The organism is Streptomyces sp. WAC00040 (genome assembly GCF_056835925.1).
On sequence record NZ_JAKQZE010000003.1, the window covers coordinates 1,058,545 to 1,084,406 of the forward strand.

At 69.9% G+C, this 25,862-nt stretch carries 27 protein-coding genes; 11 read left to right on the forward strand and 16 right to left on the reverse strand.

The genetic code is table 11. From position 1 onward, the window contains the following. Window positions 1-409 precede the first annotated feature (409 nt). Window positions 410-1,081 carry a DNA-3-methyladenine glycosylase gene (locus MDN94_RS30300; RefSeq protein ID WP_482729013.1) on the reverse strand — a complete coding sequence of 224 codons (672 nt, stop codon included), beginning with the start codon at window positions 1,079-1,081 and terminating at the stop codon, window positions 410-412. A 95-nt stretch (window positions 1,082-1,176) separates the two neighbouring features. Here MDN94_RS30300 and MDN94_RS30305 point away from each other — a divergent pair, with 95 nt between their 5' ends. The 3 genes from MDN94_RS30305 to MDN94_RS30315 all read left to right on the forward strand — a co-directional run bounded on the left by MDN94_RS30305 (window position 1,177) and on the right by MDN94_RS30315 (window position 3,277). Further along, window positions 1,177-1,959 carry a sporulation protein gene (locus MDN94_RS30305; RefSeq protein ID WP_482729014.1) on the forward strand — a complete coding sequence of 261 codons (783 nt, stop codon included), beginning with the start codon at window positions 1,177-1,179 and terminating at the stop codon, window positions 1,957-1,959. Window positions 1,960-2,015: 56 nt separating this feature from the next. Next, window positions 2,016-2,552 carry a YbhB/YbcL family Raf kinase inhibitor-like protein gene (locus MDN94_RS30310; RefSeq protein WP_482729015.1) on the forward strand — a complete coding sequence of 179 codons (537 nt, stop codon included), beginning with the start codon at window positions 2,016-2,018 and terminating at the stop codon, window positions 2,550-2,552. Between the two features lie 215 nt (window positions 2,553-2,767). Continuing rightward, window positions 2,768-3,277, forward strand: coding sequence for an HNH endonuclease (locus MDN94_RS30315; protein WP_159693308.1), 510 nt, complete (start codon window positions 2,768-2,770; stop codon window positions 3,275-3,277). A gap of 57 nt (window positions 3,278-3,334) precedes the next feature. Here the strand turns inward: MDN94_RS30315 and MDN94_RS30320 are convergent, their stop codons facing one another. The 4 genes from MDN94_RS30320 to MDN94_RS30335 form a co-directional block, all read right to left on the reverse strand. Beyond that, entirely contained in the window at window positions 3,335-4,108 is a 774-nt protein-coding gene (locus MDN94_RS30320; protein ID WP_482729016.1) for a sulfite exporter TauE/SafE family protein, read from the reverse strand. An 80-nt stretch (window positions 4,109-4,188) separates the two neighbouring features. Then, complete coding sequence (locus MDN94_RS30325) at window positions 4,189-5,145, reverse strand: SPFH domain-containing protein (protein WP_100106479.1); 957 nt, start codon at window positions 5,143-5,145, stop codon at window positions 4,189-4,191. A 157-nt stretch (window positions 5,146-5,302) separates the two neighbouring features. Next, a complete protein-coding gene (locus MDN94_RS30330; RefSeq protein WP_482729017.1) occupies window positions 5,303-5,731 on the reverse strand; it encodes an NfeD family protein in 429 nt (142 codons plus the stop codon). Between the two features lie 157 nt (window positions 5,732-5,888). After that, window positions 5,889-6,680: an ABC transporter ATP-binding protein gene (locus tag MDN94_RS30335; RefSeq protein ID WP_482729018.1), complete on the reverse strand. Its 792-nt coding sequence runs from the start codon at window positions 6,678-6,680 to the stop codon at window positions 5,889-5,891. A gap of 146 nt (window positions 6,681-6,826) precedes the next feature. Here MDN94_RS30335 and MDN94_RS30340 point away from each other — a divergent pair, with 146 nt between their 5' ends. Further along, entirely contained in the window at window positions 6,827-7,612 is a 786-nt protein-coding gene (locus MDN94_RS30340) for a hypothetical protein (protein ID WP_482729019.1), read from the forward strand. Between the two features lie 365 nt (window positions 7,613-7,977). Here MDN94_RS30340 and MDN94_RS30345 read toward each other — a convergent pair whose 3' ends face one another. The 3 genes from MDN94_RS30345 to MDN94_RS30355 form a co-directional block, all read right to left on the reverse strand. Further along, window positions 7,978-8,226: a chaplin gene (locus MDN94_RS30345; protein WP_482729129.1), complete on the reverse strand. Its 249-nt coding sequence runs from the start codon at window positions 8,224-8,226 to the stop codon at window positions 7,978-7,980. Between the two features lie 139 nt (window positions 8,227-8,365). Continuing rightward, window positions 8,366-9,010: a response regulator gene (locus MDN94_RS30350; protein ID WP_482729020.1), complete on the reverse strand. Its 645-nt coding sequence runs from the start codon at window positions 9,008-9,010 to the stop codon at window positions 8,366-8,368. Continuing rightward, a complete protein-coding gene (locus MDN94_RS30355; protein ID WP_482729021.1) occupies window positions 9,003-10,148 on the reverse strand; it encodes a GAF domain-containing sensor histidine kinase in 1,146 nt (381 codons plus the stop codon). Before MDN94_RS30355 ends, MDN94_RS30350 begins: the two co-directional genes overlap by 8 nt. Before the next feature lie 196 nt (window positions 10,149-10,344). Here MDN94_RS30355 and MDN94_RS30360 point away from each other — a divergent pair, with 196 nt between their 5' ends. From MDN94_RS30360 to MDN94_RS30370, 3 genes are all read left to right on the forward strand, one after another. After that, entirely contained in the window at window positions 10,345-11,043 is a 699-nt protein-coding gene (locus MDN94_RS30360) for an SDR family NAD(P)-dependent oxidoreductase (protein WP_482729022.1), read from the forward strand. Further along, a complete protein-coding gene (locus MDN94_RS30365) occupies window positions 11,040-12,119 on the forward strand; it encodes an S-adenosylmethionine:tRNA ribosyltransferase-isomerase (RefSeq protein ID WP_482729023.1) in 1,080 nt (359 codons plus the stop codon). The genes MDN94_RS30360 and MDN94_RS30365 overlap by 4 nt, the downstream gene beginning before the upstream one ends. Before the next feature lie 284 nt (window positions 12,120-12,403). Further along, a complete protein-coding gene (locus MDN94_RS30370) occupies window positions 12,404-13,201 on the forward strand; it encodes a transglycosylase SLT domain-containing protein (protein ID WP_482729024.1) in 798 nt (265 codons plus the stop codon). 113 nt (window positions 13,202-13,314) lie between these two features. On the opposite strand, the gene MDN94_RS30375 is transcribed toward MDN94_RS30370, so the two are convergent. Beyond that, window positions 13,315-15,855, reverse strand: a complete 2,541-nt coding sequence (locus MDN94_RS30375; RefSeq protein ID WP_482729025.1) for an ABC transporter ATP-binding protein/permease — start codon at window positions 15,853-15,855, stop codon at window positions 13,315-13,317. A gap of 323 nt (window positions 15,856-16,178) precedes the next feature. Here MDN94_RS30375 and serB point away from each other — a divergent pair, with 323 nt between their 5' ends. Continuing rightward, window positions 16,179-17,405, forward strand: a complete 1,227-nt coding sequence (serB, locus tag MDN94_RS30380) for a phosphoserine phosphatase SerB (protein ID WP_482729026.1) — start codon at window positions 16,179-16,181, stop codon at window positions 17,403-17,405. A 78-nt stretch (window positions 17,406-17,483) separates the two neighbouring features. Here serB and MDN94_RS30385 read toward each other — a convergent pair whose 3' ends face one another. The 4 genes from MDN94_RS30385 to MDN94_RS30400 all read right to left on the reverse strand — a co-directional run bounded on the left by MDN94_RS30385 (window position 17,484) and on the right by MDN94_RS30400 (window position 19,885). Beyond that, on the reverse strand, window positions 17,484-18,035 hold the full coding sequence (locus MDN94_RS30385) for a SixA phosphatase family protein (RefSeq protein WP_482729027.1): 552 nt from the start codon (window positions 18,033-18,035) through the stop codon (window positions 17,484-17,486). 73 nt (window positions 18,036-18,108) lie between these two features. After that, window positions 18,109-18,318: a hypothetical protein gene (locus MDN94_RS30390; RefSeq protein ID WP_482729028.1), complete on the reverse strand. Its 210-nt coding sequence runs from the start codon at window positions 18,316-18,318 to the stop codon at window positions 18,109-18,111. Between the two features lie 171 nt (window positions 18,319-18,489). Continuing rightward, window positions 18,490-18,606: an SGM_5486 family transporter-associated protein gene (locus tag MDN94_RS30395; protein WP_086025608.1), complete on the reverse strand. Its 117-nt coding sequence runs from the start codon at window positions 18,604-18,606 to the stop codon at window positions 18,490-18,492. A gap of 4 nt (window positions 18,607-18,610) precedes the next feature. Beyond that, the gene (locus MDN94_RS30400) at window positions 18,611-19,885 is read right to left on the reverse strand and encodes a CynX/NimT family MFS transporter (RefSeq protein WP_482729029.1); all 1,275 of its coding nucleotides are present in this window, start codon (window positions 19,883-19,885) and stop codon (window positions 18,611-18,613) included. Between the two features lie 106 nt (window positions 19,886-19,991). Between MDN94_RS30400 and MDN94_RS30405 the strand changes: the two genes are divergently transcribed. Continuing rightward, entirely contained in the window at window positions 19,992-20,678 is a 687-nt protein-coding gene (locus MDN94_RS30405) for a FadR/GntR family transcriptional regulator (RefSeq protein WP_482729030.1), read from the forward strand. On the opposite strand, the gene MDN94_RS30410 is transcribed toward MDN94_RS30405, so the two are convergent. From MDN94_RS30410 to fabG, 3 genes are all read right to left on the reverse strand, one after another. Further along, on the reverse strand, window positions 20,641-21,087 hold the full coding sequence (locus MDN94_RS30410; RefSeq protein WP_482729031.1) for a hypothetical protein: 447 nt from the start codon (window positions 21,085-21,087) through the stop codon (window positions 20,641-20,643). The two genes, MDN94_RS30405 and MDN94_RS30410, sit on opposite strands and share 38 nt — an antisense overlap. Before the next feature lie 104 nt (window positions 21,088-21,191). Continuing rightward, window positions 21,192-21,959, reverse strand: coding sequence for an enoyl-ACP reductase FabI (gene fabI, locus MDN94_RS30415; RefSeq protein ID WP_364597825.1), 768 nt, complete (start codon window positions 21,957-21,959; stop codon window positions 21,192-21,194). Window positions 21,960-21,963: 4 nt separating this feature from the next. Continuing rightward, window positions 21,964-22,683 carry a 3-oxoacyl-[acyl-carrier-protein] reductase gene (gene fabG / locus MDN94_RS30420; RefSeq protein ID WP_189475710.1) on the reverse strand — a complete coding sequence of 240 codons (720 nt, stop codon included), beginning with the start codon at window positions 22,681-22,683 and terminating at the stop codon, window positions 21,964-21,966. Between the two features lie 229 nt (window positions 22,684-22,912). Here fabG and MDN94_RS30425 point away from each other — a divergent pair, with 229 nt between their 5' ends. Both MDN94_RS30425 and MDN94_RS30430 read left to right on the forward strand, forming a co-directional pair. Continuing rightward, entirely contained in the window at window positions 22,913-24,436 is a 1,524-nt protein-coding gene (locus MDN94_RS30425) for a TldD/PmbA family protein (protein ID WP_482729032.1), read from the forward strand. Next, on the forward strand, window positions 24,433-25,827 hold the full coding sequence (locus MDN94_RS30430) for a metallopeptidase TldD-related protein (RefSeq protein ID WP_482729033.1): 1,395 nt from the start codon (window positions 24,433-24,435) through the stop codon (window positions 25,825-25,827). Before MDN94_RS30425 ends, MDN94_RS30430 begins: the two co-directional genes overlap by 4 nt. Window positions 25,828-25,862: the final 35 nt, after the last annotated feature.

Genomic DNA, 25,862 nt, shown 5'->3' on the forward strand with positions numbered 1-25,862 from the left:
TGCCACCCCGCAAGCGGGATGGACTTTTTCAAAGGAACCTCGACCATCCGAAGATGGACGGGGTATCAACATATCTGGCGTTGATTTTTGGCACACTGTTGAGTTCTCAAGGAACGGACGCTTCCTTTGTACTCACCCTCTTCGGGCTTTCCTCCGGGCGCTTCCCTTCGGTCTTGCGTTTCCGACTCTATCAGATCTTTCCGATCCGATTTCCTCGGTGTGCTTTCCGGCCTTTCGGCCCTCCGGCGTGTCCACTACTTTAGCGGATTTCCCAGGCGACTCATAATCGAGTCCGGGTTTGAATTCCGGCATGCCGAAACCGCACCCATTTTGGGTATGTCGTAAGTAGTGGATGGCCGCTCCGGATCTGCTGAACAGCAGTGCTCCGTCTCAAGCGGCTCGGGCTACGTTAGGCGTCCCCGGCATCCGAGTCAAGTTGCGTCGAGGGCCTGTGGCGCGGCACGTGGGCCCGGTAGGGACTGACCGTCGGGTCGCTGTCTATCCAGTAGCGCCACGGATGGAATGCGCCTTCACCGCCCACACCTGTACGCGGGCCGTTCCTGACCTGGTCGGGCGTCGGCCGGCGTCCCGGGAGAAGAGAGAGGGGCGCATCCGGGCCGAGGCAGAAGTCGGCTCCGTTGAGACTGCGGTCCACGTCGAGCGCGGTGGCCAGCCGGGCGGGGCCTTTGGCCAGTTCCTTGTCATGGCGGGCCGAGAGTCGTCGTTTGCGCGCCAGGTCGGCTCCCACTGTCACCTCGCCGGCGCGGAGCAGGACTCCGCTCGCCCGACCCTCCGGGCCGCACACCACATTGAGGCAGTGCCACATTCCGTAGGTGAAGTAGACGTATGCGTGCCCCGGCGGGCCGAACATCACCTCGTTGCGTGCCGTTCTGCCGCGGAAGGCGTGCGAGCCGGGGTCGGCCTCTCCCGCGTACGCCTCCACCTCCGTGATGCGCAGCTCGATGGGGCCGTCGTCGGTCAGGCGGGTCAGTGTGCAGCCGAGAAGGTCGGGTGCGACCTCCAGCACCGGGCGGTCGAAGTAGTCCCGGGGCAGCGGCGTACGGTCGGAGCTCTCGATCATTGCGTTCGAGCGTACCGGGGATCCGCTCGATGCCGAGGGGAACCGACTACGGTCATCGGGCGTATGTATGGGGTCAGGACCAAGAAGGAGTGGACATGGGCTTCAAGAAGCTGCTTGCGAGCATGGGTGCCGGCGGTGCCTCCGTGGAGACGGAGCTGACCGAGGCGAACGTCGTACCCGGCGGTGTCGTCCAGGGCGAGGTTCGTATCCAGGGCGGCTCGGTGGACCAGCAGATCGAGGGGCTGTCCGTCGGTCTGCGGGCCCGCGTCGAGGTCGAGGGCGGTGACCAGGAGGTCAAGCAGGACATCGAGTTCACCAAGCAGCGGCTCGGTGGTGCCTTCGAGGTGAAGGCCGGAGCGGTGCACGTGGTCCCTTTCGGGCTCGAGATCCCCTGGGAGACCCCGATCACCACCATCGAGGGACAGCACCTGCGCGGGATGGACATCGGTGTGACGACGGAGCTGGAGATCGCGCGCGCCGTGGACTCGGGCGACCTGGACCCGATCCATGTGCACCCGCTGCCGGCCCAGCAGGCGATCCTCGACGCCTTCGTCCAGCTCGGTTTCCGCTTCAAGAGCGCCGACATGGAGCGCGGTCACATCCGCGGGACGCGTCAGCGGCTGCCGTTCTACCAGGAGATCGAGTTCCTCCCGCCGCAGCAGTACCGCGGGTTGAACCAGGTCGAGCTGACGTTCGTCGCCGACGACCGCGAGATGGACGTCATCTTGGAGATGGACAAGAAGCCGGGCCTCTTCAGTGAGAGCAGCGACTCGTACAAGGCTTTCAAGGTGGACCACGAGGACTTCGGATCGACCGACTGGGCGGCCTACCTCAACCAGTGGCTGGCGGATGTCGGCGGCCGTCGCAACTGGCTCTAGTCTCGGTACGAGAGGCGGTACGCGAGACGCAGAACGGCCGATTCGGAGGGTTTGACGTGACCGAGCTCAAGAGGGCTCCGCTTCCCCACGACTTTCATCCGGCGGTGCCGTCGTTCACCGTGGTGAGCGACGACATCGAGCCGGGGTCGGTACTGAAGGACTCCCAGGTCCAGGCGGCGGGCAACAGCTCGCCGCATCTGCGCTGGGAGGGCTTCCCCGCGGAGACCAAGAGCTTCGCGGTGACGTGCTTCGACCCGGACGCGCCGACCGGCAGTGGTTTTTGGCACTGGGTACTCTTCGACATCCCGGCGTCGGTGACGGAGCTGCCGGCGGGTGCGGGCGGCGGGAAGTTCGAGGGGCTGCCCGACGGCGTGGTCCATGCCCGTAACGACTACGGGACGAGGGACTTCGGCGGGGCCGCTCCGCCGGCGGGCGAGAGGCACCGGTACGTCTTCACCGTGTACGCGGTGGACACCGAGAAGCTCGGACCGGACTCCGATGCCTCTCCCGCGGTCGTCGGCTTCAATCTGCGCTTCCACACGATCGCGCGCGCCCAGCTGATCGGCGAGTACGAAGCCCCCGCGGAGGGCTGACATTTCGGCCGAGAGGTCGGCCGAGAGTTCGTCCGGAGTTTGCCCTGCCCTGGTCTTGGAGAGATCAGGGCAGGGCAGTTTTGTTGCCAGGGGTTCAGGTGTCCTCCCCCGGCAAGGCACAGATATTGCGTTGTCCATCTCGGCGCGCCCGGCCAGAGTTGATCCAGGCTGATGCCCGCCGACGGGGGCCGGGCCGGCGAACGGAGGTGGGCAGGATGCGGGACACACTGGTGCTCAATGCGAGCTTCGAGCCGTTGTCGACGGTGACGCTCAACCGCGCGGTCGTGCTGGTGCTTCAGGACAAGGCCGTGGTCGAGCAGTCCCACCCGGCGCTCCGGGTGCGTGCGGCGGCGGTGGATCTTCCGGTGCCCCGGGTGATCAGGCTCTGCAGATACGTACGGGTTCCGTTCCGAAGACAGGCGCCGTGGTCGAGGCGGGGTGTGCTGGTGAGGGACCAGCACCGGTGCGCCTACTGCGGGCGGCGTGCCACGACGGTGGACCACGTTGTGCCGAAATCGCACGGTGGCGCGGACAGCTGGCTGAACACGGTGGCGTCCTGCGCCGAGGACAACCACCGCAAGGCGGACCGCACGCCGGAGCAGGCGGGGATGCCGCTGCTGCACGAGCCGTTCGTGCCGTCGCCGGCGGACGCGATGCTGCTGGGGCTGCGGTCGGGTGAGCGTGCGGCGCTGCCGGACTGGCTGGCGGCGCAGCCTGCCGCGTAGCAGTGACGACGAGACGAGACCCGCCCCCCTTGGACAGGGGGGCGGGTCTCGTCGTCGTCAGCGGAGCAGGAGCTGCACGATGGCGACGGTGCCGACGACGACGATGACGCCGCGCAGCACGGCCGGCTTGAGCTTGCGGCCGATGCCGGCGCCGAGTTGTCCGCCGATGGCGGATCCGACGGCGATCAGCAGGACGGCGGTCCAGTCGAACTCGGCGACGAAGAGGAAGAAGACGGCGGCGACTCCGTTGACCACGGCGCCGAGGACGTTCTTCACGGCGTTCATCCGCTGAAGGCTGTCGTCGAGGAGCAGGCCCATGAGGGAGAGGTAGAGGATCCCCTGGGCGGCGCCGAAGTAGCCGCCGTACGCGCTGGCGAGGAGCAGGCCGGTGTGGAGGGCTGGGCCGCCGTTCGGGCGCGGCTCGGTGCCGCGTGCCGCGTGGCGCCGCTGCACGGCCTTGGTCAGGCGCGGCTGGACGATGATGAGGATCAGGGCGAGCGCGATGAGTACCGGGACGATCGTGTCGAACGCCTCGGACGGCAGGGCGAGAAGCAGGATCGCGCCGGCCAGACCGCCGAGGAGCGCGGTGACTCCGAGGCGAAGGACCCGGCCGGTCTGTCCGCGCAGCTCGGCGCGGTAGCCGATGGCACCACTGATGGAGCCGGGTACGAGTCCCAGGGCGTTGGAGACGTTCGCCGTGATCGGTGGCAGCCCGGTGGCGATCAGCACCGGGAAGGTGATCAGGGTGCCGGAGCCGACGATGGTGTTGATGGTGCCGGCTCCCACGCCGGCCGCGAATACCGCCAGTGCTTCCCAGATGGACAACGCCATCTCCTTACATGGTCCGTGAGTCGCCTCCCCGCCTCCAAGGTCGAGGGGCCCTCACCGATCATGCATGAAGCGCGTGGGCGTCAGTCGATGGGGGGCTGCTCGCGGCGTTCGGTGCCGTTGCCGCCGGTCTGCTTGGGCACGGAGCCGCCGCCCATGCCGGCCATGGGGTTGAAGTTGCCCATGGCGCCACTGAGACCCTTGAGGGCGTCGCCGATCTCGCTGGGGACGATCCAGAGCTTGTTGGCGTCGCCCTCCGCGATCTTCGGGAGCATCTGCAGGTACTGGTAGGCGAGCAGCTTCTGGTCGGCGTCTCCGGCGTGGATGGACTCGAAGACGGTACGGATGGCCTGGGCCTCGCCCTCTGCCCGGAGCGCGGCCGCCTTGGCCTCACCCTCTGCGCGCAGGATCGCCGACTGCTTCTCACCTTCGGCGGTCAGGATCTGCGACTGCCGGATGCCTTCGGCGGTGAGGATCGCGGCGCGCTTGTCACGGTCGGCACGCATCTGCTTCTCCATCGAATCCTGGATGGAGGTGGGCGGCTCGATGGCCTTGAGCTCGACGCGGTTGACGCGGATGCCCCACTTGCCGGTCGCCTCGTCGAGAACGCCGCGCAGGGCCGCGTTGATCTCCTCGCGGGAGGTCAGGGTCCGCTCGAGGTCCATGCCGCCGATGATGTTGCGCAGGGTGGTGACGGTGAGCTGCTCGATGGCCTGGATGTAGCTGGCGACCTCGTAGGTCGCGGCGCGGGCGTCGGTCACCTGGTAATAGATGACGGTGTCGATGTTGACTACCAGGTTGTCCTGGGTGATCACCGGCTGGGGCGGGAAGGGGACGACCTGCTCGCGCAGGTCGATGCGGTTGCGGATGGAGTCGATGAACGGGACGACGATGTTCAGGCCCGCATTGAGGGTGCGGGTGTAGCGTCCGAAGCGCTCGACGATGGCGGCGCTGGCCTGCGGGATGACCTGGATCGTCTTGATCAGGGCGATGAAGACCAGCACCACCAGAATGATCAGGACGATGATGATCGGTTGCATCGCGTTCCCTGTGCCCTTCGCTGCCGGATGAGTCCGATGATCAGTTTCCCAGAACACGGGCTGCTCTGTGTGGCGTTCGGCCCGTTCTGCCCGGTGGCTTCAGGCCGTTCCATGCTCGATCCGTGCGGAACGGTGCGCCGGGCGGGTGGAGCGTGCGTCACATGACAACGGCGGTCGCCCCGTCGATCTCAATGACGTCGACCTGCTGGCCCTCTTCGTAGGCCATGGTCGCGTCGAAGGCGCGGGCGGACCAGACCTCGCCGGCCAGCTTGATCCGGCCGCCGTTGCCGTCTACCCGTTCCAGCACAATGGCCTGACGACCCTTCAGGGCATCCACACCGCTGGCGAAATCGGGACTCTGCGATCTGTGCCGCATGGCGATCGGGCGCACGACGGCGATGAGCGCCACCGACACCGCCGCGAACACGAGCACCTGGGCGACCGTGCCGCCGCCGACCGCCGCCACGACGGCCGCTGCCACCGCGCCCGCGGAGAACATTCCGAATTCCGGCATGGCGGTCAGCACGAGCGGAATGCCCAGTCCGACCGCGCCGATCAGCCACCACACCCATGCGTCGATGTCCACATGGGCATGGTAGGTCCGCCGGGCACGCTCGGGACAGAGGGCGAGGTGGTCTCACCTTGCCCGTAAAGCGTTCGTCCGTAAGGGAGTTGTACGCGCAGGAGTCGCCTGTGAAGGAATCGCGCCTCCGGGAGTCGTCCTTGAGGCGGCTGTGCCGACTTCAGCCGAGCGGGAGTCCCTGGGCGGACCAGCGCTCACCGTTGCGCTCGACGACGAGCGGCAGGCCGAAGCAGCGCGAGAGGTTACGGGAGGTCAGCTCGGTCTCCATCGGGCCCGCGGCGAGCACCTTGCCCTGGCGGATCATCAGGACGTGCGTGAATCCGGGGGCGATCTCCTCGACATGGTGGGTAACCATGATCATGGAGGGGGCGTACGGGTCACGGGCGAGCCTGCCGAGGCGGCGGACCAGGTCCTCGCGGCCGCCGAGGTCGAGCCCGGCGGCCGGCTCGTCGAGGAGCAGCAGCTCGGGGTCGGTCATCATGGCGCGGGCGATCAGGGTGCGCTTGCGCTCGCCCTCGGACAGCGTTCCGAACTTGCGGTCCAGGTACTCGGTCATGCCGAGGCGGTCGAGGAACGCGCGAGCACGCTGCTCGTCGACCTCGTCGTAGTCCTCGTGCCAGGTCGCGGTCATGCCGTAGGCGGCGGTCAGCACCGTCTGAAGGACGGTCTGGCGCTTGGGCAGCTTGTCCGCCATGGCGATGCCTGCCATGCCGATGCGGGGCCGCAGTTCGAAGACGTCGACGGCACCGAGGCGGTCGCCGAGGATCTGCACCTTGCCGTTGGTCGGGAAGAGATAGCTGGAGGCGAGGTTGAGGAGGGTGGTCTTGCCGGCGCCGTTGGGGCCGAGAATCACCCAGCGCTCGCCTTCCTTGACCGACCAGGAGACGTCGTCCACCAGAGCGCGTCCGTCGCGGACCACGGATACGTCCACCAGCTCCAGTACATCGCTCATGAGCGCGTAGTCTCCCCATGCAGTCGTCTTGAGGTGTTCGGGTGTGATTCGGGTGCATTTGTGCACCTGTGGGCACACCACCCAGGGAAAACCTACGCCACCGGGTGAGTGCTCCGATCGCCCGGCCCGGTCCCTAGGCTGGTGACATGCTTTCGGAACCACGCTCAGGACGGTTGGCGGCATGGGGAAACGCCCTTCTTGCCGGACTTGTGTCACCGGACGACGCAGTGCACGCGATCGTCGGCGACGACGCGGTGCACCGTGTCGAGGGCCTGCCCGGGGAGACGGCGCCGGTCGGTCTCACTCTGGCGCTGGGGCGCCTGCGGGGGCTCGGCGTGACCGGCTTCCGGGTCGCCCTCCCCGCCCCCGGACACCCTCTGGGGCTCAGCGGCCCGCCGGCGTTCAACGCGCGGGCACTCGAGGCGGAGGAAGCGGTCGTCGCGACGGGGGCCGCGTACGGGCTGGTGCCCGAGGTCTACGAAGCGGGCCCGGACGGTGACGTCCACGTCGAGGTCGTCTGGCACTGCCTGCCGGTACGGGACGCTCCCCCGGCGGACGTGCCGTCGCTCGGCGAGGCGGAGCGTGAACTCGCGGAAGCACTGCGGGACGCGACGGAGACACTGACACGGCTCGACGTGGCGGCGTCGGGGCCGATGGCGGAGGCGGCACTCGACGCGTACCGGGCCCGGGCGCGGCGCGGCGGGGCCGAGACACTGGCCCCGGGCTATCCGCCGCGTGCGGTGCGGGTGCTGGAGCTCGCGCAGCGGATCGGCCTGCTGATCTCCGTGGCGTACGAGAACGGGCACGGCGGCGCGGTGAGCGCGTCGGAGATGGCGGCGAGGGGCGAGGCGCTGCGGCCGGTGGAACGGGTGGCACGGAGGGCGCAGGTGGCGGCGTACAACGCGTACGTGGAGGAACGGGAGCGAAGCTGAAGCTGCGGCGTGTTCCCCTGCCCACCCGTCCCGAACCGGTGCAGGCCCCGGCCCCGTTCCACCTGCGGGCGGCGTACCGCGCTTCGCGCGGTGCCCTCGATCTCCCCCTACGGCCTGGCGGCCGTGGAAGGGGCCCCCGGCGGGCTGAAGCCGACCGGGAACTTCAGCCTCGCCGGCGTTCGAGGCGCGGTGGTCCAAGGGGCAGAGCCCCCGAAACACCTCGCGGAGCGCGGTGACGGGTCCGGGCGGAGCCGGTTTCGGGAAGGGGCAGGGAGGAGAACAGGCCCGCGGCCACCCGGCACGGTCGAAACGCCGCACGGCCCCAGGGCTGCGCCCCGGGGCCGTGCGGTCGAGCTGGGGAGGCGTCAGCCGTTGATGCCGACGTTGCCGAACGCAGGGTTCAGCAGGCCGATCACGTTCACCGTGTTGCCCACCACGTTCACCGGGACGTGCACCGGCGCCTGGACCAGGTTGCCCGAGAGGACGCCCGGGGAGTGCGCAGCCTCACCGTGGGCGTGCGAGCCGCCGGTCGTGGCCGACGCGACGCCCGCGCCGGCGGCGACGAGGCTGCCGGCGATCATCGTGAGGGCTGCGGCCTTCTTCAGGTTCTTCACTTCGTCATTCCTCCTGAGCAATCGCTGCGGCCGGCCGCCGCAGCACGCCATGGAGAACGCCCGCGAGTGGATCAGGATGCGCCGTATGGGTGACATACACCCGACAGTATGAATCTCGGATCGGAGTGTGACGCTCCGCTCAGTCCGTCATCCCGTGCCGCACCGCCCACAGCGCCGCCTGCGTGCGGTCCGCCACGTCCAGCTTCATCAGGATGTTCGAGACATGCGTCTTGACGGTCTTCTCCGAGAGGACCAGCGCCCGCGCGATCTCCCGGTTCGAACGTCCGTCCGCGATGAGGCCCAGTACCTCGCGCTCCCGCTCGGTGAGGCTGCTCCCGCGGCCCGTGCCGTTGCCCGGATCGCCGTCGGAGAGCAGCGCCCCCGCGATCTCCTGCTGGAGGAGCACATGACCCGCGTGCACGGCACGGATGGCACCGGCCAGCGCGTCCGGGTCCACGTCCTTGTACACGTAGCCCGAAGCGCCCGCGCGCAGGGCGGGAATCACCGTGCGCTGCTCGGTGAAGCTCGTCACGACGAGGACCTTGGCCGGATTGGCCAGTTCCTTCAGCTTCCGCAGGGCGTCGATGCCGTCCATGCCGGGCATCTTGACGTCCATGAGGACGACGTCCGGCTCGAGCTCCTCGGTGAGGGCGACGCCCTCCGCGCCGTCACCGGCCTCGCCGACGACCTCTATGTCGTCCTGGACCTCCAGGAAGGTGCGCAGGCCGCGCCGCACCACCTGATGGTCGTCGACCAGCAGCACGCGGATCATCCTGTCAGCCACCGGGGACCTCCATCTCGACCGTGGTGCCCCTGCCGGGCGCCGATTCGACCTTGAGCCTGCCTCCGACGCCGCTCGCCCTGTCCCGCATGGAGACGAGTCCGAGGTGGCGTCCGGCCCGGCGGACCGCCCGGGGCTCGAAGCCCTTGCCGTCGTCCGTGACGGAGAGGACGGCGCCCTGGTCCCGGCGGATCAGCGCCACGTCCACCTGAGCCGCGCCGGAATGGCGCAGCGCGTTGTGCAGGGCCTCTTGGGCGACCCTCAGCAGCGCCTCCTCCTGGGCGGCGGGCAGCGCCCTGATCCCGCAGGTGTCGAAGGTGACGCGCGCGCTGTGGGCGCGGTCGAGGACCTGTATCTGGGTCCGGAGGGTGTTGACGAGGCCGTCCTCGTCGAGGGCGGCGGGGCGCAGCTCCACGACGGCAGCCCGCAGCTCGTCCGCGGCCTCCGCGGCGAGGGCCGCCACCTGCTGGAGTTCGCCCTTGGCGCGGGCCGGGTCGCGGTCCACGAGCGCGGCGGCGGCCTGAGCGGTCAGCCGCAGGGAGAACAGCTTCTGACTCACGGCGTCGTGCAGTTCGTGTGCGAGGCGGGAGCGCTCCTCCGCGATGGTCAACTCGCGGCTGCGCTCATAGAGGCGGGCGTTGGTGAGGGCGATCGCGGCGTGCTGGGCGAGGATGCCCAGCAGCTCCTCGTCCTCCTCCGTGAAACCGCAGCCGCCCTGCGGTTTGGGGCACCTCTTGTTGGCCAGGAACAGGGCACCCATGGTCTCGTCGCCGTCCTTGATCGGCAGGCCGAGGAAGTCCGACATGTCGGGGTGGGCCGACGGCCAGCCCTCGAAGCGCGGGTCCTTGCGGACGTCCGCGAGCCGCTCGGGCTTCGCGTCGCGGAGCATCGAGGCGAGGATGCCGTGCTGCCGGGGCAGCGGTCCTATCGCCTTCCACTGGGCGTCGCTGACACCGTCGACGACGAACTGGGCGAAGCCTCCGTGGTCATCGGGCACGCCCAGCGCCGCGTACTCGGCGTCGAGCAGTTCGCGCGCCGAGGCCACGATCGTCTTCAGCACGTCGCGCACCTCGAGGCGCCTGCTCATGGCGAGGAGCGCGGTGCTCACGGCCGCGAGGCCGGAGCCGGGTCGGTGACTCATGGATCAACCGTACCGGCGGGCTGTGACGGTCCGTATCGGTCCGGGGACCACATCCGCTTGAGGCCGCGGACGTAGGTCGAAGTGCCTTGTGGAGTGGGTCCTCGTGCACGAGGCGGCGGCAGCGGCCGCATTCCTACGTTGTGTCCATCCATACGGACAGCGACAGCGGACAGCACGCGGCAAGGGGATGGGCACCATGGCGGTAGCAGTGATCACCGGAGCGTCGAAGGGTCTGGGGCGGGCACTGGCGGCGGCTCTCGCGCGGCAGGGCTGGGACCTGGTCCTGGGCGCCAGGACCGCGGACGTACTGAAGGAGAGCGCGGAGCACGCGGCGCGGTACGGCACCCGGGTCGTGGCGGTGCCGGGCGACGTCACGGACGCCGGGCACCGCGGCGAGCTGGTTGCGGCGGCCGCGCGGCTCGGCGGTCTCGACCTGCTGGTGAACAACGCGAGCGCGCTGGGCGCCGAGCCGCTGGTGCGGCTGGAGGCGCTGTCCGCGGAGGGGTTGCGGGCGGCCCTGGAGACCAACGTGGTCGCTCCGCTGGGCCTGGTGCAGGAGGCGCTGCCCCTGCTGCGGGCGTCGCGGACGGGTGGCACGGTCGTCGCGGTCAGCTCGGACGCAGCGACCACGGCGTACGAGACCTGGGGCGGCTACGGCGCCTCGAAGGCGGCGCTCGACCGGCTCGCGGCCGTGCTGGCCGTGGAGGAGCCGGGTCTGCGAGTGTGGAGCGTCGATCCGGGCGACATGCAGACGGACCTGTACGCGGCCGCGGTGCCGGACGACGACGACCCCCGCCCCTCGCCCGGGTCCGTGGTCCCCGCTTTCCTGCGGCTCCTCGAGGAGCGGCCCGACAGCGGCCGGTACGAGGCCACCTCGCTGCTGGAGACCCGATGAGGGCGGGGCGGCGCGTGGGCACGGTCCTGGAGACCCTGCGAGTGCCGGAGGAGCTGTCCGCCCGGGTGCCGGCGGAGGAGCGCGGGTCGGGCAGGGACGACGTACGGCTGCTGGTCTCGCGGGGTACGGAGGTGTCCCACCACCGTTTCCGCGACCTGCCGGGCCAGCTGCGGGCCGGTGACGTGCTGGTGGTCAACACGTCGGCAACGCTGGCGGCTGCCGTGGACGGCCGGCTCGGCGGCGAGGCGGTCGTGGTGCACTTCTCGACCCGCGGGGACCTCGGGCGCTGGGCGGTGGAGCTGCGCGGGCCCGACGGCGCGGGCAGCACCCTGCCACGCGCCGGTGGGCCGGTGGGGGCCGTCGTACGGGTACCGGGCGGCGGCGAGCTGGTGCTCGAGGCGGCGCTCGAGCCGGGCGGCGAGCGCCTGTGGTGGGCAAGGGCCTCCGTGGACGTGCCGACGCTGCTGCGGCGGTACGGCAGGCCGATCCGCTACCGCTACACGGAACGGGACCAGCCCCTGTCCGCGTATCAGACGGTCTTCGCGCTGCCCTCCCCGGACGGCTCCGGGTCCGCGGAGATGCCGAGCGCCGCCCGCCCCTTCACGTCCGGCGCCGTGGCGGACCTGGTGAGCCGGGGGGTGCAGTTCGCGCCACTGGTGCTCCATACCGGTGTGGCGTCGGCGGAGGCGCATGAGCCGCCGTACCCGGAGCGCTTCGAGGTTCCGGCGACCACGGCGTGGCTGGTGAACGCGGCACGAGCGGCCGGGGGCCGGATCGTGGCGGTCGGCACGACGGCCGTGCGGGCCCTTGAGTCGGCGGCGGACGGCGAGGGAGTGGTGCGTCCCGTCTCCGGCTGGACGGACCTGGTCGTGACGCCCCGACGCGGTGTGCGGGCGGTGGACGGTCTGCTGACCGGGCTGCACGAGCCGGAGGCGTCGCATCTGCTGATGCTGGCGGCCATCGCCGGCCGGGACGCTCTGACCTGCGCGTACGACGAGGCACTGAGGCACCGGTACCTCTGGCACGAGTTCGGCGATGTCCATCTCGTACTCCCCGCGGAGGCCCTAACCGAGTGAATTGCTGCCGCAACAGTCGGTGAGAGCGGAGTGCGGGCGGTGTGAGCCCGCGCATAGGGCCCAGATCACTTACGAGACTCTTTAGTTGATACAAAAGGGGCATTAGAGCGCGGACAGCGCAGGCGAATCCGGACATTGGGAACATGTGATCCACTACCGCGGATCGTACGTCACACCTTTGCCACGCGATTTTGCGCCAGCTAAGAATTGCCGACGTCGCTACCGAACAGCGCAGAGCCGACCGGCCTGGAGCGACTTTCCGCTATTCGAAGAGGTACGTCTGTATGTCCGCGTTCATCACCCCTGAGATCCGCCGCCGAATCAAGAGTCGTAAGACCGCCGTGGCCGGCATCGCCGCCGTCGCCGCCACGACCGTCGCACTCTCGCTCGCCCCGACGGGCGAGGCAGAGGCCGGCGTGAAGACCGAGGCAGCAGCCGCGGCGGCGCCCGTCGCGTGGAAGGCCGACGCCAAGCAGGTCTCGGCCGTCCACGAGAGCATCACCAGCCAGAAGTCCGCCTTCGAGGCCCAGCTCAAGGCCACCCAGGCCAAGGCCAAGGCCGAGGCCGAGGCGAAGGCGAAGGCCGAGGCGAAGGCGAAGGCCGAGGCGAAGGCGAAGGCCGAGGCGAAGGCGAAGGCCGCCAAGGCCGCCGCCGAGAAGGCCGCCGCCGAGAAGAAGGCAGCCGCCAAGGCCGCCGCCGAGAAGCGCGCCAAGGAGCAGGCCGCCAGCCGCTCCGCCGCCCGCCCGGCGAAGGTGACCTACCCGAACAACCTGGACGGGTGGATCCGCGAGGCCATGGCGATCATGAAGAAGCACGACATCCCCGGCAGCTACGAGGGCATCCACCGCAACATCATGCGGGAGTCCTCCGGTAACCCGCGGGCCATCAACAACTGGGACATCAACGCCATCAACGGTGTCCCCTCGAAGGGTCTGCTCCAGGTCATCAAGCCGACCTTCGACGCGTACCACGTTCCGGGCACCTCGTGGGACCAGTACGACCCGGTCGCCAACATCGTCGCCGCCTGCAACTACGCGGCCGACCGTTACGGCTCGATGGACAACGTCAACAGCGCCTACTGAGGCACTGCTGCGCTGTGCCGGCAGCACAAACCGGCGGACATCAACAGACGCTGAAGGGCGCACCCCGCGCAGGGTGCGCCCTTCGGCGTCGTGCTGTCACCGCGTGACGTGCGTTACTTGCGCATGACCTCGGGCTCGTGGCGGCGCAGGAAGCGGGCGACGAGCACACCGCACAGTGCGCCGAGAGCGATCAGTGCGGCCATGTCCATGCCCCAGGCGGCAGCCTCGTGGTCCCACAGGGGGTCGGTGCTGGTCGGGTCGTCCGTGTTCGGGTTGATCTTGTTGAAGTCCAGCGTGGTACCGGCGGCCGCGACCGCCCAGCGCGACGGCATGAGGTACGAGAACTCGTTGACGCCGACGGTGCCGTGCAGGATGAACAGGCAGCCGGTGAACACGACCTGGATGATCGCGAACATCACCAGCAGCGGCATGGTCTTCTCGGCGGTCTTCACCAGCGCGGAGATGATCAGACCGAACATCATCGACGTGAAGCCGAGAGCCATGATCGGCAGCGACAGCTCCAGCATGACCGCCCCGCCGAGGACCAGGCCCTCTTCCGGGAGCTCACGGGTGGCGAAGCCGATGGCGCCGACCAGACCGCCCTGGATCACGGTGATCATGCCCAGGACGACGACCTTGGACATCAGGTACGCGGAGCGGGACAGACCGGTCGCGCGCTCGCGCTCGTAGATCACCCGCTCCTTGATCAGCTCACGGACGGAGTTCGCCGCGCCGGCGAAGCAGGCGCCGACCGCGAGGATCAGCAGCACCGTGGTGGCCGTGCCGTTCGGGATGATCCGGCCGGTCTGCGCGTTCTGGTTCACCAGCAGACCCTTGTCCGGGTCGATGAGCAGGCTCACCGCGCCCAGCACCGCCGGAAGGATCAGCATGAGGGCCATGAAGCCCTTGTCGGACACGATCACCGACACATAGCGGCGGATCAGGGTGAACAGCTGGGATCCCCAGCTCTGCGGCTTCGGCGGACGCATCTGCTGCGCCGGCGGCATGTTCACGGACTGCGCGGCGACGGCGTCGATGTCCGCCGCGTACATCTGGTAGTGCTGCGAACCGCGCCAGCGGCCCGCCCAGTCGTAGTCGCGGTAGTTCTCGAACGCGGAGAACACGTCGGCCCAGGTGCTGTAGCCGAAGAAGTTGAGCGCCTCCTCCGGCGGACCGAAGTAGGCGACCGAACCGCCGGGCGCCATCACCAGGAGCTTGTCGCACAGCCCCAGCTCGGCCACGGAGTGCGTGACGACGAGGACCGTACGGCCGTCGTCCGCCAGGCCGCGGAGCAGCTGCATGACGTCACGGTCCATGCCCGGGTCGAGGCCGGAGGTCGGCTCGTCCAGGAAGATCAGTGACGGCTTGGTCAGCAGCTCGAGGGCGACCGACACGCGCTTGCGCTGGCCGCCGGAGAGCGAGGTGACCTTCTTGTCCTTGTGGATGTCGAGCTTGAGCTCACGCAGCACCTCGTCGATACGGGCCTCGCGCTCGGCCTCGGCGGTGTCGCCGGGGAAGCGGAGCTTGGCCGCGTACTTCAGCGCCTTACGGACGGTGAGTTCCTTGTGCAGGATGTCGTCCTGCGGAACCAGCCCGATGCGCTGGCGCAGCTCCGCGAACTGCTTGTAGAGGCTGCGGTTGTCGTAGAGGACGTCGCCCTGGTTGGCGGGCCGGTAGCCGGTGAGTGCCTTGAGCAGGGTGGACTTTCCGGAGCCGGACGGGCCGATGACACCGATGAGCGACTTCTCCGGGACGCCGAAGGAGACGTCACGCAGGATCTGCTTGCCGCCGTCCACGGTGACCGTGAGGTGGCGGGCCGAGAAGGAGACCTCGCCGGTGTCGACGAACTCCTCGAGCTGGCCGCCGACGATACGGAAGGTGGAGTGGCCGACGCCGACGATGTCGTTCGGGCCGATGAGGACCGTGCCGGACTTGGCGATCGGCTGACCGTTGACGTAGGTGCCGTTGTGGGAGCCGAGGTCACGGATCTCGAAGCGGCCGTCGGGGTGCGCGGTGAACTCGGCGTGGTGGCGCGAGACCTGCAGGTCGGAGACGACAAGCTCGTTCTCGAGCGCACGGCCGATGCGCATGACGCGGCCGAGGGAGAGCTGGTGGAACGTCGTGGGGCTGCGGTCGCCGTGGACCGGCGGGACACCCTGGGCGCTGTGCACCCCCTGCTGGTGCGGGACCAGCGGCTGCTGCGCCTGCGGAGGCTGCTGCTGCCAGCCCTGCTGCGCCGGCTGCTGCGGCGGCTGCGGCTGCGGCCAGCCCTGCTGCGGCTGCTGCACCGGCGCCTGCGCGGCCTGCTGCGGTGCCCCCTGGGCGTAGGCGCCCGCCCCCGCGACCGCGCCGACGCCGCTCAGGCCTAGGCGCGGACCGTCGGTGGCGTTGCCGAGGTGCACCGCTGTGCCGGGGCCGATCTCCATCTGGTGGATCCGCTGGCCCTGCACATAGGTGCCGTTGGTGCTGCCGTGGTCCTCGATGACCCAACTGCGCCCGCCCCAGCTGATCGTGGCGTGCCGCCACGAGACCCGGGCGTCGTCGATCACCACATCGCCCTGGGGATCACGGCCCAGGGTGTAGGACCTGGACGGATCGAGCGTCCAGGTGTTTCCGTTCAATTCCAGTACGAGTTCCGGCACTCCATGCCCCACTAGTTGTCCCCCGAGCTTCCCCCGTCGCCGGGAGTCTAGGGAAGGCGAACATCGTGGGGAACTATTTCAGGCCCGGTCCCGTATCCGAAAGCCGGGCCGCGTGAAGACCTCGTTCGGTACCGAGTTGGGACGTTCACCGACGCGGCGGGACCGGTCGGAGGCGACGATCACCACGAGTGGTGACGGATCATGCGTGAACCGAATAATCCGCGCCGGCCGCATGCGCCGCTCCCCGGCCGCACGGGGTGCGCAGGCCGCTCAGGTGTCCGTCAGGCGGGACAGAACCTCTCCTCTTGGCCGTCGCCCGATACGGTGGTAGCACCATGAGCGCATCTCAGCCCCCTCCCGACTCCGATGTCCCCACCCTTCTCGTGAAGATCTTCGGGAAGGACCGCCCGGGGATCACCGCCGGTCTCTTCGACACCCTCGCCGCGTACGCCGTCGACGTCGTCGACATCGAGCAGGTCGTCTCCCGTGGCCGCCTCGTGCTGTGCGCGCTCGTCACGGCACCGACGGCCGGCGGGGCCACCGAGGGCGACCTTCGGGCCACCGTGCACAGCTGGGCCGACTCCCTGAAACTGCAGGCCGAGATCATCTCCGGTACGGGCGACAACCGGCCGCGCGGCAGCGGGCGTTCGCACGTCACCGTGCTCGGCCACCCGCTGACGGCGGAGTCGACCGCGGCCATAGCGGCCACCATCGCCGGCACCGGCGGCAACATCGACCGCATCTTCCGGCTCGCGAAGTATCCGGTGACCGCAGTGGAGTTCGCGGTCTCCGGAGTCGAGACCGGGCCGCTGCGGACGGCGCTGGCGATGGAGGCCGCCGAGATCGGCGTCGACGTGGCCGTCGTCTCCGCCGGACTGCACCGGCGCGCGCAGCGGCTGGTCGTCATGGACGTGGACTCCACGCTCATCCAGGACGAGGTCATCGAGCTCTTCGCGGCCCACGCCGGCTGCGAGGACCAGGTCGCGGAGGTGACCGCCGCGGCGATGCGCGGCGAGCTGGACTTCGAGCAGTCGCTGCACGCGCGGGTGGCGCTGCTGGAGGGCCTCGACGCCTCCGTGGTGGACAAGGTGCGTTCGGAGGTGCGGCTCACCCCCGGTGCGCGGACCCTGATCCGGACGCTGAAGCGGCTCGGCTACCAAGTGGGCGTCGTGTCCGGCGGCTTCACGCAGGTCACCGACGACCTCAAGGAGCGGCTCGGGCTCGATTTCGCGTCGGCGAACACGCTGGAGATCAAGGACGGGAAGCTCACCGGCCGGGTCGTCGGCGAGATCGTGGACCGGGCCGGCAAGGCACGGCTGCTGCGCCGCTTCGCGGCGGAGGCCGGGGTCCCGCTCGCCCAGACGGTCGCGATCGGTGACGGCGCCAACGACCTCGACATGCTGAACGCGGCGGGTCTCGGCGTCGCGTTCAACGCCAAGCCCGTCGTACGCAAGGCCGCGCACACCGCGGTCAACGTGCCCTTCCTCGACACGGTGCTCTATCTGCTGGGCATCACCCGCGAAGAGGTCGAGGCGGCCGACGACGGCACCGGCGAGCACTGACGTCCGCGAGAGAAAGAACGGCAGGGCCCCGGCGCACTCGGTGTGCCCGGGGCCCTGCCGTTCTTCGTGCCGGCCGGATCACTCGTGCGGGGTCCAGTAGTCGAGCAGCTTGCCGACGCCGTGCTCCACGGACTTCCACGGTCCGCTGACGGACAGGACGGCGAACGCCGAGGTCGGGAAGCCGTCGCGGGTCATCCGGGCCAGCGCGTCACCCTCCGTGCTGCCCGCGAGGGCGTCCGCCAGCGCGTGCATACCGGGGTTGTGGCCGATGACCAGCAGGTCGTTCACCTCGTCGGGGGTCTCGGTCAGCAGAGCGAGCAGATCACCGAGGGAGGCCTCGTAGAGCCGGTCCTCGTAGACCGTCTTCGGACGGTGCGGCAGCTCGTGCACCGCGAGCTTCCATGTCTCGCGGGTCCTGACCGCTGTCGAGCACAGGGCCAGGTCGAAGTCGATGCCGGTCTCCGCGAGCCGGCGGCCGGCGACCGGGGCGTCCTTCCGGCCTCGCTCGGCGAGCGGGCGCTCATGGTCGGACACCTGGGGCCAGTCGGCCTTCGCGTGCCGGAGGAGGACGATCCTGCGGGTTTCGGGAGGTCCGGGGGGTGTCCCACCGGAAGACACAGCGGCGCTCATGTCACCCAGCTTCGCATGAAATGAGCCAGCGGGCGCAGGGTGTTGACGTGCTCCGCCGTGAAGAGTGACTCCGTCAACGGGCCAGTATCCGGTGCACGAGCCGGAGGAACTCGCCGATCCCCTGCTCGTCGCCCGTCGCGGCGTGTGCCTGCCCGGGACCGGCGATCAGCAGGAGCAGCGCGCTGAAGGCGATCACCGGGAGTGCCAGCGCCCACCAGGGCAGCTCGCCCCCGGCGGCGCCCGGGGACCGGGTGAGGGACCGAGGGTGCGTGTGGGCCGGCATGGCCGCCTCCGTATGTCTAGAGGTCGAGTCCCTCAAACGTACGGATCATGAACGGCGGGGCCCATCCGGTGGCCCACCCACTTCACCCTGAGCCTGGCCCCCTAGGGGACGGTGGGGCCAGCACCACCGTCCCTCCTCGTCGAGGGGGGACGGGGCCTGTGCCCGGCCGGGTCAGGGAGCGGCGATCGTGGCGATGATCGAGATGACCACGCCGATGAGCAGGATCAGGCCGAAGATCCCGAGGAGCTTCTTCTGGCCGTTCTGGGGGTTCGGGTCGAGCACTGGCATGGACTCAGTCTCGCACCCCGGTCTCGTCCTCGATCGTCCGGTCCCTGCCCGCGAGGACGCCCATGGCTGTCTGGGGCACGAGAAGGGCGGCCATCAGAGCGATGGGCACGCCCCAGCCGCCGCTGTGCTGATAGAGCACGCCGACGAGGAGGGGCCCTGGGACGGAGATCAGGTAGCCGGTCGACTGGACGAACGCGGAGAGCCGCACGACGCCCGCACCGGTCCTGGACCGCATACCGATCATGGTGAGTGCCAGCGGGAACGAGCAGTTCGAGATGCCCAGCAGCAGCGCCCACACCCACGCGCCCGCCGCGGGGGCCAGCAGGAGCCCCAGGTAGCCGGTCAGGCCGCACAGGCCGAGACCGATCGCGATCGGTCCCTGCTGGGTCAGCCGGGTCGCCAGTCGCGGGATGACGAAGGCCAGCGGCACGCCCATGACCATGGTGACGGCGAGCAGCACCCCGGCGGTCTGCGCGGAGACACCCGCATCACGGAAGATCTGCGGCATCCAGCCCATGGTGATGTACGCGCCGGTCGCCTGGAGACCGAAGAAGCAGGCCAGTGCCCAGGCGGTCGGGCTGCGGGTGACCCGCGGAGCGGGGGCGGACCGCACGGGTCGCGCCTCGCCGTCCGTGCCGTCGCGGTCGCGGTCGCGCACCAGCCCGAGCCAGGGCAGTACGGCGACGGCGGCCAGCAGCGCCCACACGGCGAGACCGACCCGCCAACTGCCGCCGAGCGCGCTCGTGATGGGCACGGTCGCGGCCGCCGCCACGGATGTACCGAGCGCCAGCGCCATCGAGTAGAGGCCGGTCATGGAGCCGACCCGGCCGGGGAAGTGGCGCTTGACGATCACCGGCATCAGCACGTTGCTGACGGCGATGCCCATCAGGGCGAGGGTGCTGGCGGCGAGGAACCCGGCCGTACCCCCGACGAAGGGCCGCACGACGAGTCCCGTCGCGATGGCCGCCATGCCGGCGCAGAGGACGGCGCCGGGTCCGAAGCGGTGGGCGAGGCGGGGTGCCGCGGTGCCGAAGAGGGCGAAGCAGAGCGGGGGGACGGACGTGAGCATCCCTGCGGCACTGCCGCTCATGTGCAGCCCGGTCCTGGCCTCTTCGAGCAGGGCTCCGAGGCTGGTGATGGCGGGGCGCAGGTTGAGCGCGGCGAGGACGATGCCGACGAGGACGAGCCGGGTGATCCACACCGGACCCGTGCGGGCGGCAGAATCCTGGGGAGCAGGGGCCGTCGCGGCGGGGCTCAGTGTGCGGGTCTCGTCATACATCGGGCCATCATAGAATCATGGGATGATTGGTTGTCCAATCCCGGACTGCACTCGGCCACCGGCCGCCCAGGGCGCCGGTCGGACGCCCTTCACGACAAGGAGCACCATGGCGTTGTCCTCTCCTCGGCGTTCCGCGCTGTCCGACCAGGTGATCGCCCAGTTGCGGAACCAGATCACTTCGGGCGAGTGGCCGGTGGGTTCTCGGATCCCGACCGAGCCGGAACTGGTCGAACAGCTCGGCGTCGCCCGCAACACCGTCCGCGAGGCGGTGCGGGCACTGGCCCACAACGGGCTGCTCGACATCCGGCAGGGCTCGGGGACGTATGTCCTGGCCACAAGCGAGCTCGCGGGCGTCATGCACCGTCGGTTCGCCGGCGCCGACCCCCGGCACATCGCGGAACTGCGCTCCACCATGGAGTCCTCCGCGGCGCGGCTGGCCGCCGAGCGGCGCACCGAACGCGACCTCAGGCAGCTGGACGCCCTCCTGGCGAGGCGCGAGGAGGCATGGACGTCCGGTGTCGCGGAGGCGTTCGTGGCCGCCGACGCGACGTTCCACCTGGCCGTGGTGGCCGCCTCGCACAACGAGGTGCTGACCGGGCTCTACGCCGACCTCGGGGATGTACTGCGCGACTGGCTGCGCGAGGACATCGGCCAGGACCTGCGTCCCGAGCACCACATGGACCACGCGCGGATGGTCGAGGCGATCCGCGCGGGCGACGGCGAAGCGGCTGCCGTGGAGGCGGCCGGCTATCCGTTCATGTGCCTGCGTCGGCCCGCTGCGTCTGATGGCTGATCCACACCGAGCGGACCTCTTTCCAGCACCGCCCGGCCAGTTCCCCGTACTCGGTCGGCCGGAGCAGGACCGGGGCGGTGTCCGCGTCGACGTCCCACCAGCGGTCGCACTCGACGTGCAGCCGCACCCGGTCGGCGGCGGGATACGGGTTGTGGCAGTAGGCGGTGACCCGAGAGCCTTCCACCACGGTGCTGCACCGTGCCTCGTAGGACGGCGGCTGCGCCGGGCGGGGGTCCTGCGTCTCCTGACGGAAGTGAAGGGCGGTGCAGGTGATCCCCAGCACCAGGACCGTCGAGGCGGCCAGGGCGGAGGCTTTGCGCCATGTCGTACGCACGAGCAGGACCTCCTCGGCCGGGCTGCGGCGCACGCGCCGCAACAGCACCACAAGGAAGATGTGCTCCTCCAGCATCGCCGCCCTCGGCACCCTCCGCCGCGCCGCTGAGCCGAACGAGGGACGCCCCGTCCACCGCGCCGGGCGGTGGACGGGGCGTCGCTGGCGTACGTATGTGCTGGTCAGGCACCCATGATGTGCACGCCGCCGTCGACGTGGACGATCTCGCCGGTGGTCTTCGGGAAGAAGTCGGAGAGCAGCGCCACGACACCGCGTCCGGCCGGCTCCGGGTCGGCCATGTCCCACTCGAGCGGCGAACGCTCGTCCCACACCTTCGCCAGGTCGGAGAAACCGGGGATGGACTTGGCTGCCATGGAGCCGAGCGGACCGGCCGAGATCAGGTTGCAGCGCACGTTCTGCTTGCCGAGGTCCCGGGCGAGGTAGCGGCTGGTGGCCTCGAGTGCGGCCTTCGCCGGGCCCATCCAGTCGTACTGCGGCCAGGCGAACTGCGCGTCGAAGGTCAGACCGACGACCGAGCCGCCGTTCTGCATCAGCGGCAGGCAGGCCATCGTCAGGGACTTCAGCGAGAACGCGGAGACGTGCATCGCGGTCGACACCGACTCGAAGGGCGTGTTGAGGAAGTTGCCGCCGAGGGCGTCCTGCGGGGCGAAGCCGATCGAGTGGACGACACCGTCCAGACCGCCGAGTTCCTCGCGCACGATGCCCTCGACGCGGGCCAGGTGCTCGTCATTGGTGACGTCGAGCTCGATGACCTTCGCGGGCCTGGGGAGCTTCTTGGCGATGCGCTCGGTCAGGGTGGGCCGCGGGAAGGCGGTGAGGATGATCTCCGCGCCCTGCTCCTGGGCCACCTTGGCGGTGTGGAAGGCGATGGAGGACTCCATCAGCACACCGGTGATCAGGACGCGCTTGCCCTCGAGAATTCCGCTCATGTGATCAGTGACCCATGCCCAATCCGCCGTCAACGGGGATGACGGCTCCAGTGATGTACGAGGCGTCGTCGGAGGCCAGGAAGCGCACGGCGGCGGCGATCTCCTCCGGCTTCGCGTAACGGCCGAGCGGCACCTGCGAGACGATGCCCGCGCGCTGCTCGTCGGTGAGCACCTGCGTCATGTCGGTGTCGACAAAGCCGGGTGCGACGACGTTGAAGGTGATGTTCCGTGAGCCGAGCTCACGGGCCAGGGAGCGGGCGAAGCCCACAAGGCCGGCCTTCGAGGCGGCGTAGTTGGCCTGCCCCGCCGAGCCCAGCAGCCCGACGACGGAGGAGATCAGCACGACACGGCCCTTCTTGGCGCGCAGCATGCCGCGGTTGGCGCGCTTGACGACCCGGAAGGTGCCGGTGAGGTTGGTGTCGAGTACGGAGGTGAAGTCGTCCTCCGACATCCGCATCAGAAGCTGGTCCTTGGTGATGCCGGCGTTGGCGACCAGCACCTCCACATTGCCGTGCTTCTCCTCGATCTCCTTGTAGGCCTGCTCCACCTGCTCGGCGTCCGTGATGTCGCAGCGGACGGGCAGGCAGCCCGCCTCGACGAGCTCGGCGGGCGGCTCGCCCGAGCGGTAGGTGATGGCGACCTTGTCGCCGTTCTCGGCGAAAGCGCGGGCGATGGCGAGGCCGATGCCCCGGTTTCCTCCGGTGACGAGAACCGAGCGGCTCAACGGATCACCCTTTCGTCAGTGGTCTGGAGCACCTGGCAGCCAGGCGACTACCCGAAAACCTATCGGTCCGGTCCGTCGTACGGGGAATCGGTCCCTGACAGCGCCGCAGATCAGTCACTGTCGGGTCCCTACAGAAGAGGACGGCACGGCATCCTTCACAACCCGCTGGGCAACAGGCACCCGGTCGCGACATGATCGGGGCGACCCGTCGCGACGACAGGAGACATCCGTGCCTCATTCCATCGACGAAGCCTTCACGGCGCTGCCGCTGCGGGCGCTCGCCGACGCGGCACTCGCCCGGGCCCGCGCGCTCGGCGCCGAGCACGCCGACTTCCGTCTCGAGCGCGTGCGCAGTGCGGCCTGGCGGCTGCGTGACGCCAAGCTCGCCGGTTCCTCCGACACCACGGAGCTCGGGTACGCCGTGCGCGTCGTGCACGGTGGTGCGTGGGGCTTCGCCTCAGGGGTGGATCTCACCATGGACGCGGCGGCCCGGGTCGCGGGCCAGGCAGTGGCGATGGCGAAGCTTTCGGCGAAGGTGATCGCCGCGGCCGGGTCCGACGAGCGCGTGGAGCTGGCGGACGAGCCGGTGCACTCGGACAAGACGTGGATCTCGTCGTACGAGATCGACCCCTTCGAGGTACCCGACGAGGAGAAGACCGCGCTGCTCGCCGACTTCAGCGGCCGGCTGCTGCGGGCGGACGGCGTGGCGCACGTGGACGCGTCGCTGCTCACCGTCCACGAGAACAAGTTCTACGCGGACACCGCAGGCACCGTCACCACCCAGCAGCGGGTCCGGCTGCACCCGCAGCTCACCGCGGTCGCCGTCGACGGCACCAGCGGCGAATTCGACTCGATGCGCACGATCGCGCCGCCGGCCGGCCGCGGCTGGGAGTACCTGACCGGTACGGGCTGGGACTGGGACCGTGAGCTGGAGGAGATCCCGGGGCTGCTCGCGGAGAAGATGCGCGCGCCGAGCGTCGAGTCCGGCCGCTACGACCTGGTGGTCGACCCGTCGAACCTGTGGCTGACGATCCACGAGTCGATCGGACACGCCACGGAGCTGGACCGGGCGCTCGGATACGAGGCGGCGTACGCCGGAACCTCGTTCGCGACCTTCGACCAGCTGGGGAAGCTCGCGTACGGCTCGTCGGTGATGAACGTGACCGGCGACCGCACGGCCGAGCACGGGCTGGCGACGATCGGGTACGACGACGAGGGCGTGGAGGCGCAGAGCTGGGATCTGGTCAAGGACGGCACGCTCGTCGGCTACCAGCTGGACCGGCGGATCGCGAAGCTGACGAACCTGGGCCGCTCCAACGGCTGCGCCTACGCCGACTCCCCCGCGCACGTCCCGGTGCAGCGCATGGCGAACGTGTCACTCCGCCCCGACCCGGGCGGCCTGTCCACGGAGGACCTGATCGGCGGGGTCGAGCGCGGGATCTACGTGGTCGGTGACCGGTCCTGGTCCATCGACATGCAGCGCTACAACTTCCAGTTCACCGGGCAGCGGTTCTTCCGGATCGAGAACGGCCGGCTGGCCGGACAGCTCCGGGACGTCGCGTACCAGGCGACGACCACCGAGTTCTGGGGCTCCATGGAGCAGGTCGGCGGCCCGCAGACCTATGTGCTAGGGGGCGCGTTCAACTGCGGAAAGGCCCAGCCGGGCCAGGTCGCCGCGGTCTCCCACGGCTGCCCCTCCGCCCTCTTCCGGGGCGTCAACATTCTGAACACCACCCAGGAGGCCGGCCGATGAGCCCCCGTACGACCAAGCCGCACGAGATCGTCGAGCGGGCCCTCGAGCTGTCCACCGCCGACGGGTGTGTCGTCATCGCCGACGAGGAGTCGTCCGCCAATCTTCGCTGGGCCGGCAACGCCCTGACCACCAACGGCGTGACCCGCGGCCGCACCCTCACCGTCGTCGCGACCGTCGACGGCGCCGAGGGAACCGCCTCCGGTGTGGTGTCCCGGTCCGCTGTGACCGCCGCCGACCTCGAGCCGCTGGTGCGCGCCGCCGAGGCGGCCGCCCGCGCCGCCGGTCCGGCGGAGGACGCCCAGCCGCTGGTCGAGGGCACCCCGGCGTCCCCCGACTTCACGGACGCTCCTGCCGAGACCACCTCCGCCGTGTTCGCCGACTTCGCACCCGCCCTCGGCGAGGCCTTCGCGCGGGCCCGGGCCGGCGGCCGGGAGCTGTACGGCTTCGCCAACCACGAGATGACCTCCACGTATGTGGGCACCTCCACGGGGCTGCGGCTGCGGCACGACCAGCCGAACGGCACCCTCGAGCTGAACGCCAAGTCCCCGGACCGTACGCGCTCGGCGTGGGCGGGCCGCTCCACGCGCGACTTCAAGGACGTCGACCCGGGCGTGATGGACGCCGAGCTGGCGCAGCGCCTGGTGTGGGCGCAGCGCCGGACCGAGCTGCCCGCCGGCCGGTACGAGACGCTGCTGCCGCCCACCGCGGTGGCCGACCTGCTGATCTACCAGATGTGGTCGTCCGCGGCCCGCGACGCGGCCGAGGGCCGTACGGTCTTCTCCAAGCCGGGCGGCGGCACCCGCGTCGGGGAGACGCTGTCCCCCCTTCCGCTGACCCTGCGCAGCGACCCCCACGAGCCGGGCCTCGAGTCGGCCCCGTTCGTGATCGCGCACTCCTCCGGCGACGACGCCTCCGTCTTCGACAACGGTCTGCCGATCACGGCGACGGACTGGGTGCGGGACGGAAAGCTCGATCACCTGGTGACCACCCGGCACAGCGCCGGTCTCACCGGCCTGCCGGTCGCGCCCGGCGCGGGGAACCTCATCCTGGACGGCGGCGGCGAACGCAGCCTGGAGGAGATGGTGGCCGACACGGCCCGCGGGCTGCTGCTGACGTGCCTCTGGTACATCCGCGAGGTCGACCCGGCGACGCTGCTGCTGACCGGTCTGACCAGGGACGGCGTGTATCTGGTGGAGAACGGCGAGGTCGTCGGCGAGGTCAACAACTTCCGTTTCAACGAGTCGCCCGTCGATCTGCTCTCGCGGGCGGCGGAGGCCGGCCGGAGCGAGAAGACGCTGCCGCGTGAGTGGGGCGACTGGTTCACCCGGGCCTCGATGCCCGCGCTGCGGGTGCCGGACTTCAACATGAGCTCGGTGAGCAAGGGCGTGTGAGCGCCGGATATCCGGTCGGCCCGGGTCCCGGTCAC

Bases quoted from the DNA above. Each gene is read 5' to 3' on its own strand.
- MDN94_RS30370 (WP_482729024.1), top strand. From the start codon at position 12,404: ATGTCCGCGTTCATCACCCCTGAGATCCGCCGCCGAATCAAGAGTCGT.
- MDN94_RS30325 (WP_100106479.1), bottom strand. From the start codon at position 5,145: ATGCAACCGATCATCATCGTCCTGATCATTCTGGTGGTGCTGGTCTTC.
- MDN94_RS30355 (WP_482729021.1), bottom strand. From the start codon at position 10,148: ATGAGTCACCGACCCGGCTCCGGCCTCGCGGCCGTGAGCACCGCGCTC.
- serB (WP_482729026.1), top strand. From the start codon at position 16,179: ATGAGCGCATCTCAGCCCCCTCCCGACTCCGATGTCCCCACCCTTCTC.
- MDN94_RS30360 (WP_482729022.1), top strand. From the start codon at position 10,345: ATGGCGGTAGCAGTGATCACCGGAGCGTCGAAGGGTCTGGGGCGGGCA.
- MDN94_RS30305 (WP_482729014.1), top strand. From the start codon at position 1,177: ATGGGCTTCAAGAAGCTGCTTGCGAGCATGGGTGCCGGCGGTGCCTCC.
- MDN94_RS30400 (WP_482729029.1), bottom strand. From the start codon at position 19,885: ATGTATGACGAGACCCGCACACTGAGCCCCGCCGCGACGGCCCCTGCT.
- MDN94_RS30405 (WP_482729030.1), top strand. From the start codon at position 19,992: ATGGCGTTGTCCTCTCCTCGGCGTTCCGCGCTGTCCGACCAGGTGATC.
- MDN94_RS30410 (WP_482729031.1), bottom strand. From the start codon at position 21,087: ATGCTGGAGGAGCACATCTTCCTTGTGGTGCTGTTGCGGCGCGTGCGC.
- MDN94_RS30395 (WP_086025608.1), bottom strand. From the start codon at position 18,606: ATGCCAGTGCTCGACCCGAACCCCCAGAACGGCCAGAAGAAGCTCCTC.
- MDN94_RS30315 (WP_159693308.1), top strand. From the start codon at position 2,768: ATGCGGGACACACTGGTGCTCAATGCGAGCTTCGAGCCGTTGTCGACG.
- MDN94_RS30390 (WP_482729028.1), bottom strand. From the start codon at position 18,318: ATGCCGGCCCACACGCACCCTCGGTCCCTCACCCGGTCCCCGGGCGCC.
- MDN94_RS30430 (WP_482729033.1), top strand. From the start codon at position 24,433: ATGAGCCCCCGTACGACCAAGCCGCACGAGATCGTCGAGCGGGCCCTC.
- MDN94_RS30300 (WP_482729013.1), bottom strand. From the start codon at position 1,081: ATGATCGAGAGCTCCGACCGTACGCCGCTGCCCCGGGACTACTTCGAC.
- MDN94_RS30385 (WP_482729027.1), bottom strand. From the start codon at position 18,035: ATGAGCGCCGCTGTGTCTTCCGGTGGGACACCCCCCGGACCTCCCGAA.
- MDN94_RS30340 (WP_482729019.1), top strand. From the start codon at position 6,827: ATGCTTTCGGAACCACGCTCAGGACGGTTGGCGGCATGGGGAAACGCC.
- fabI (WP_364597825.1), bottom strand. From the start codon at position 21,959: ATGAGCGGAATTCTCGAGGGCAAGCGCGTCCTGATCACCGGTGTGCTG.
- MDN94_RS30365 (WP_482729023.1), top strand. From the start codon at position 11,040: ATGAGGGCGGGGCGGCGCGTGGGCACGGTCCTGGAGACCCTGCGAGTG.
- MDN94_RS30320 (WP_482729016.1), bottom strand. From the start codon at position 4,108: ATGGCGTTGTCCATCTGGGAAGCACTGGCGGTATTCGCGGCCGGCGTG.
- MDN94_RS30335 (WP_482729018.1), bottom strand. From the start codon at position 6,680: ATGAGCGATGTACTGGAGCTGGTGGACGTATCCGTGGTCCGCGACGGA.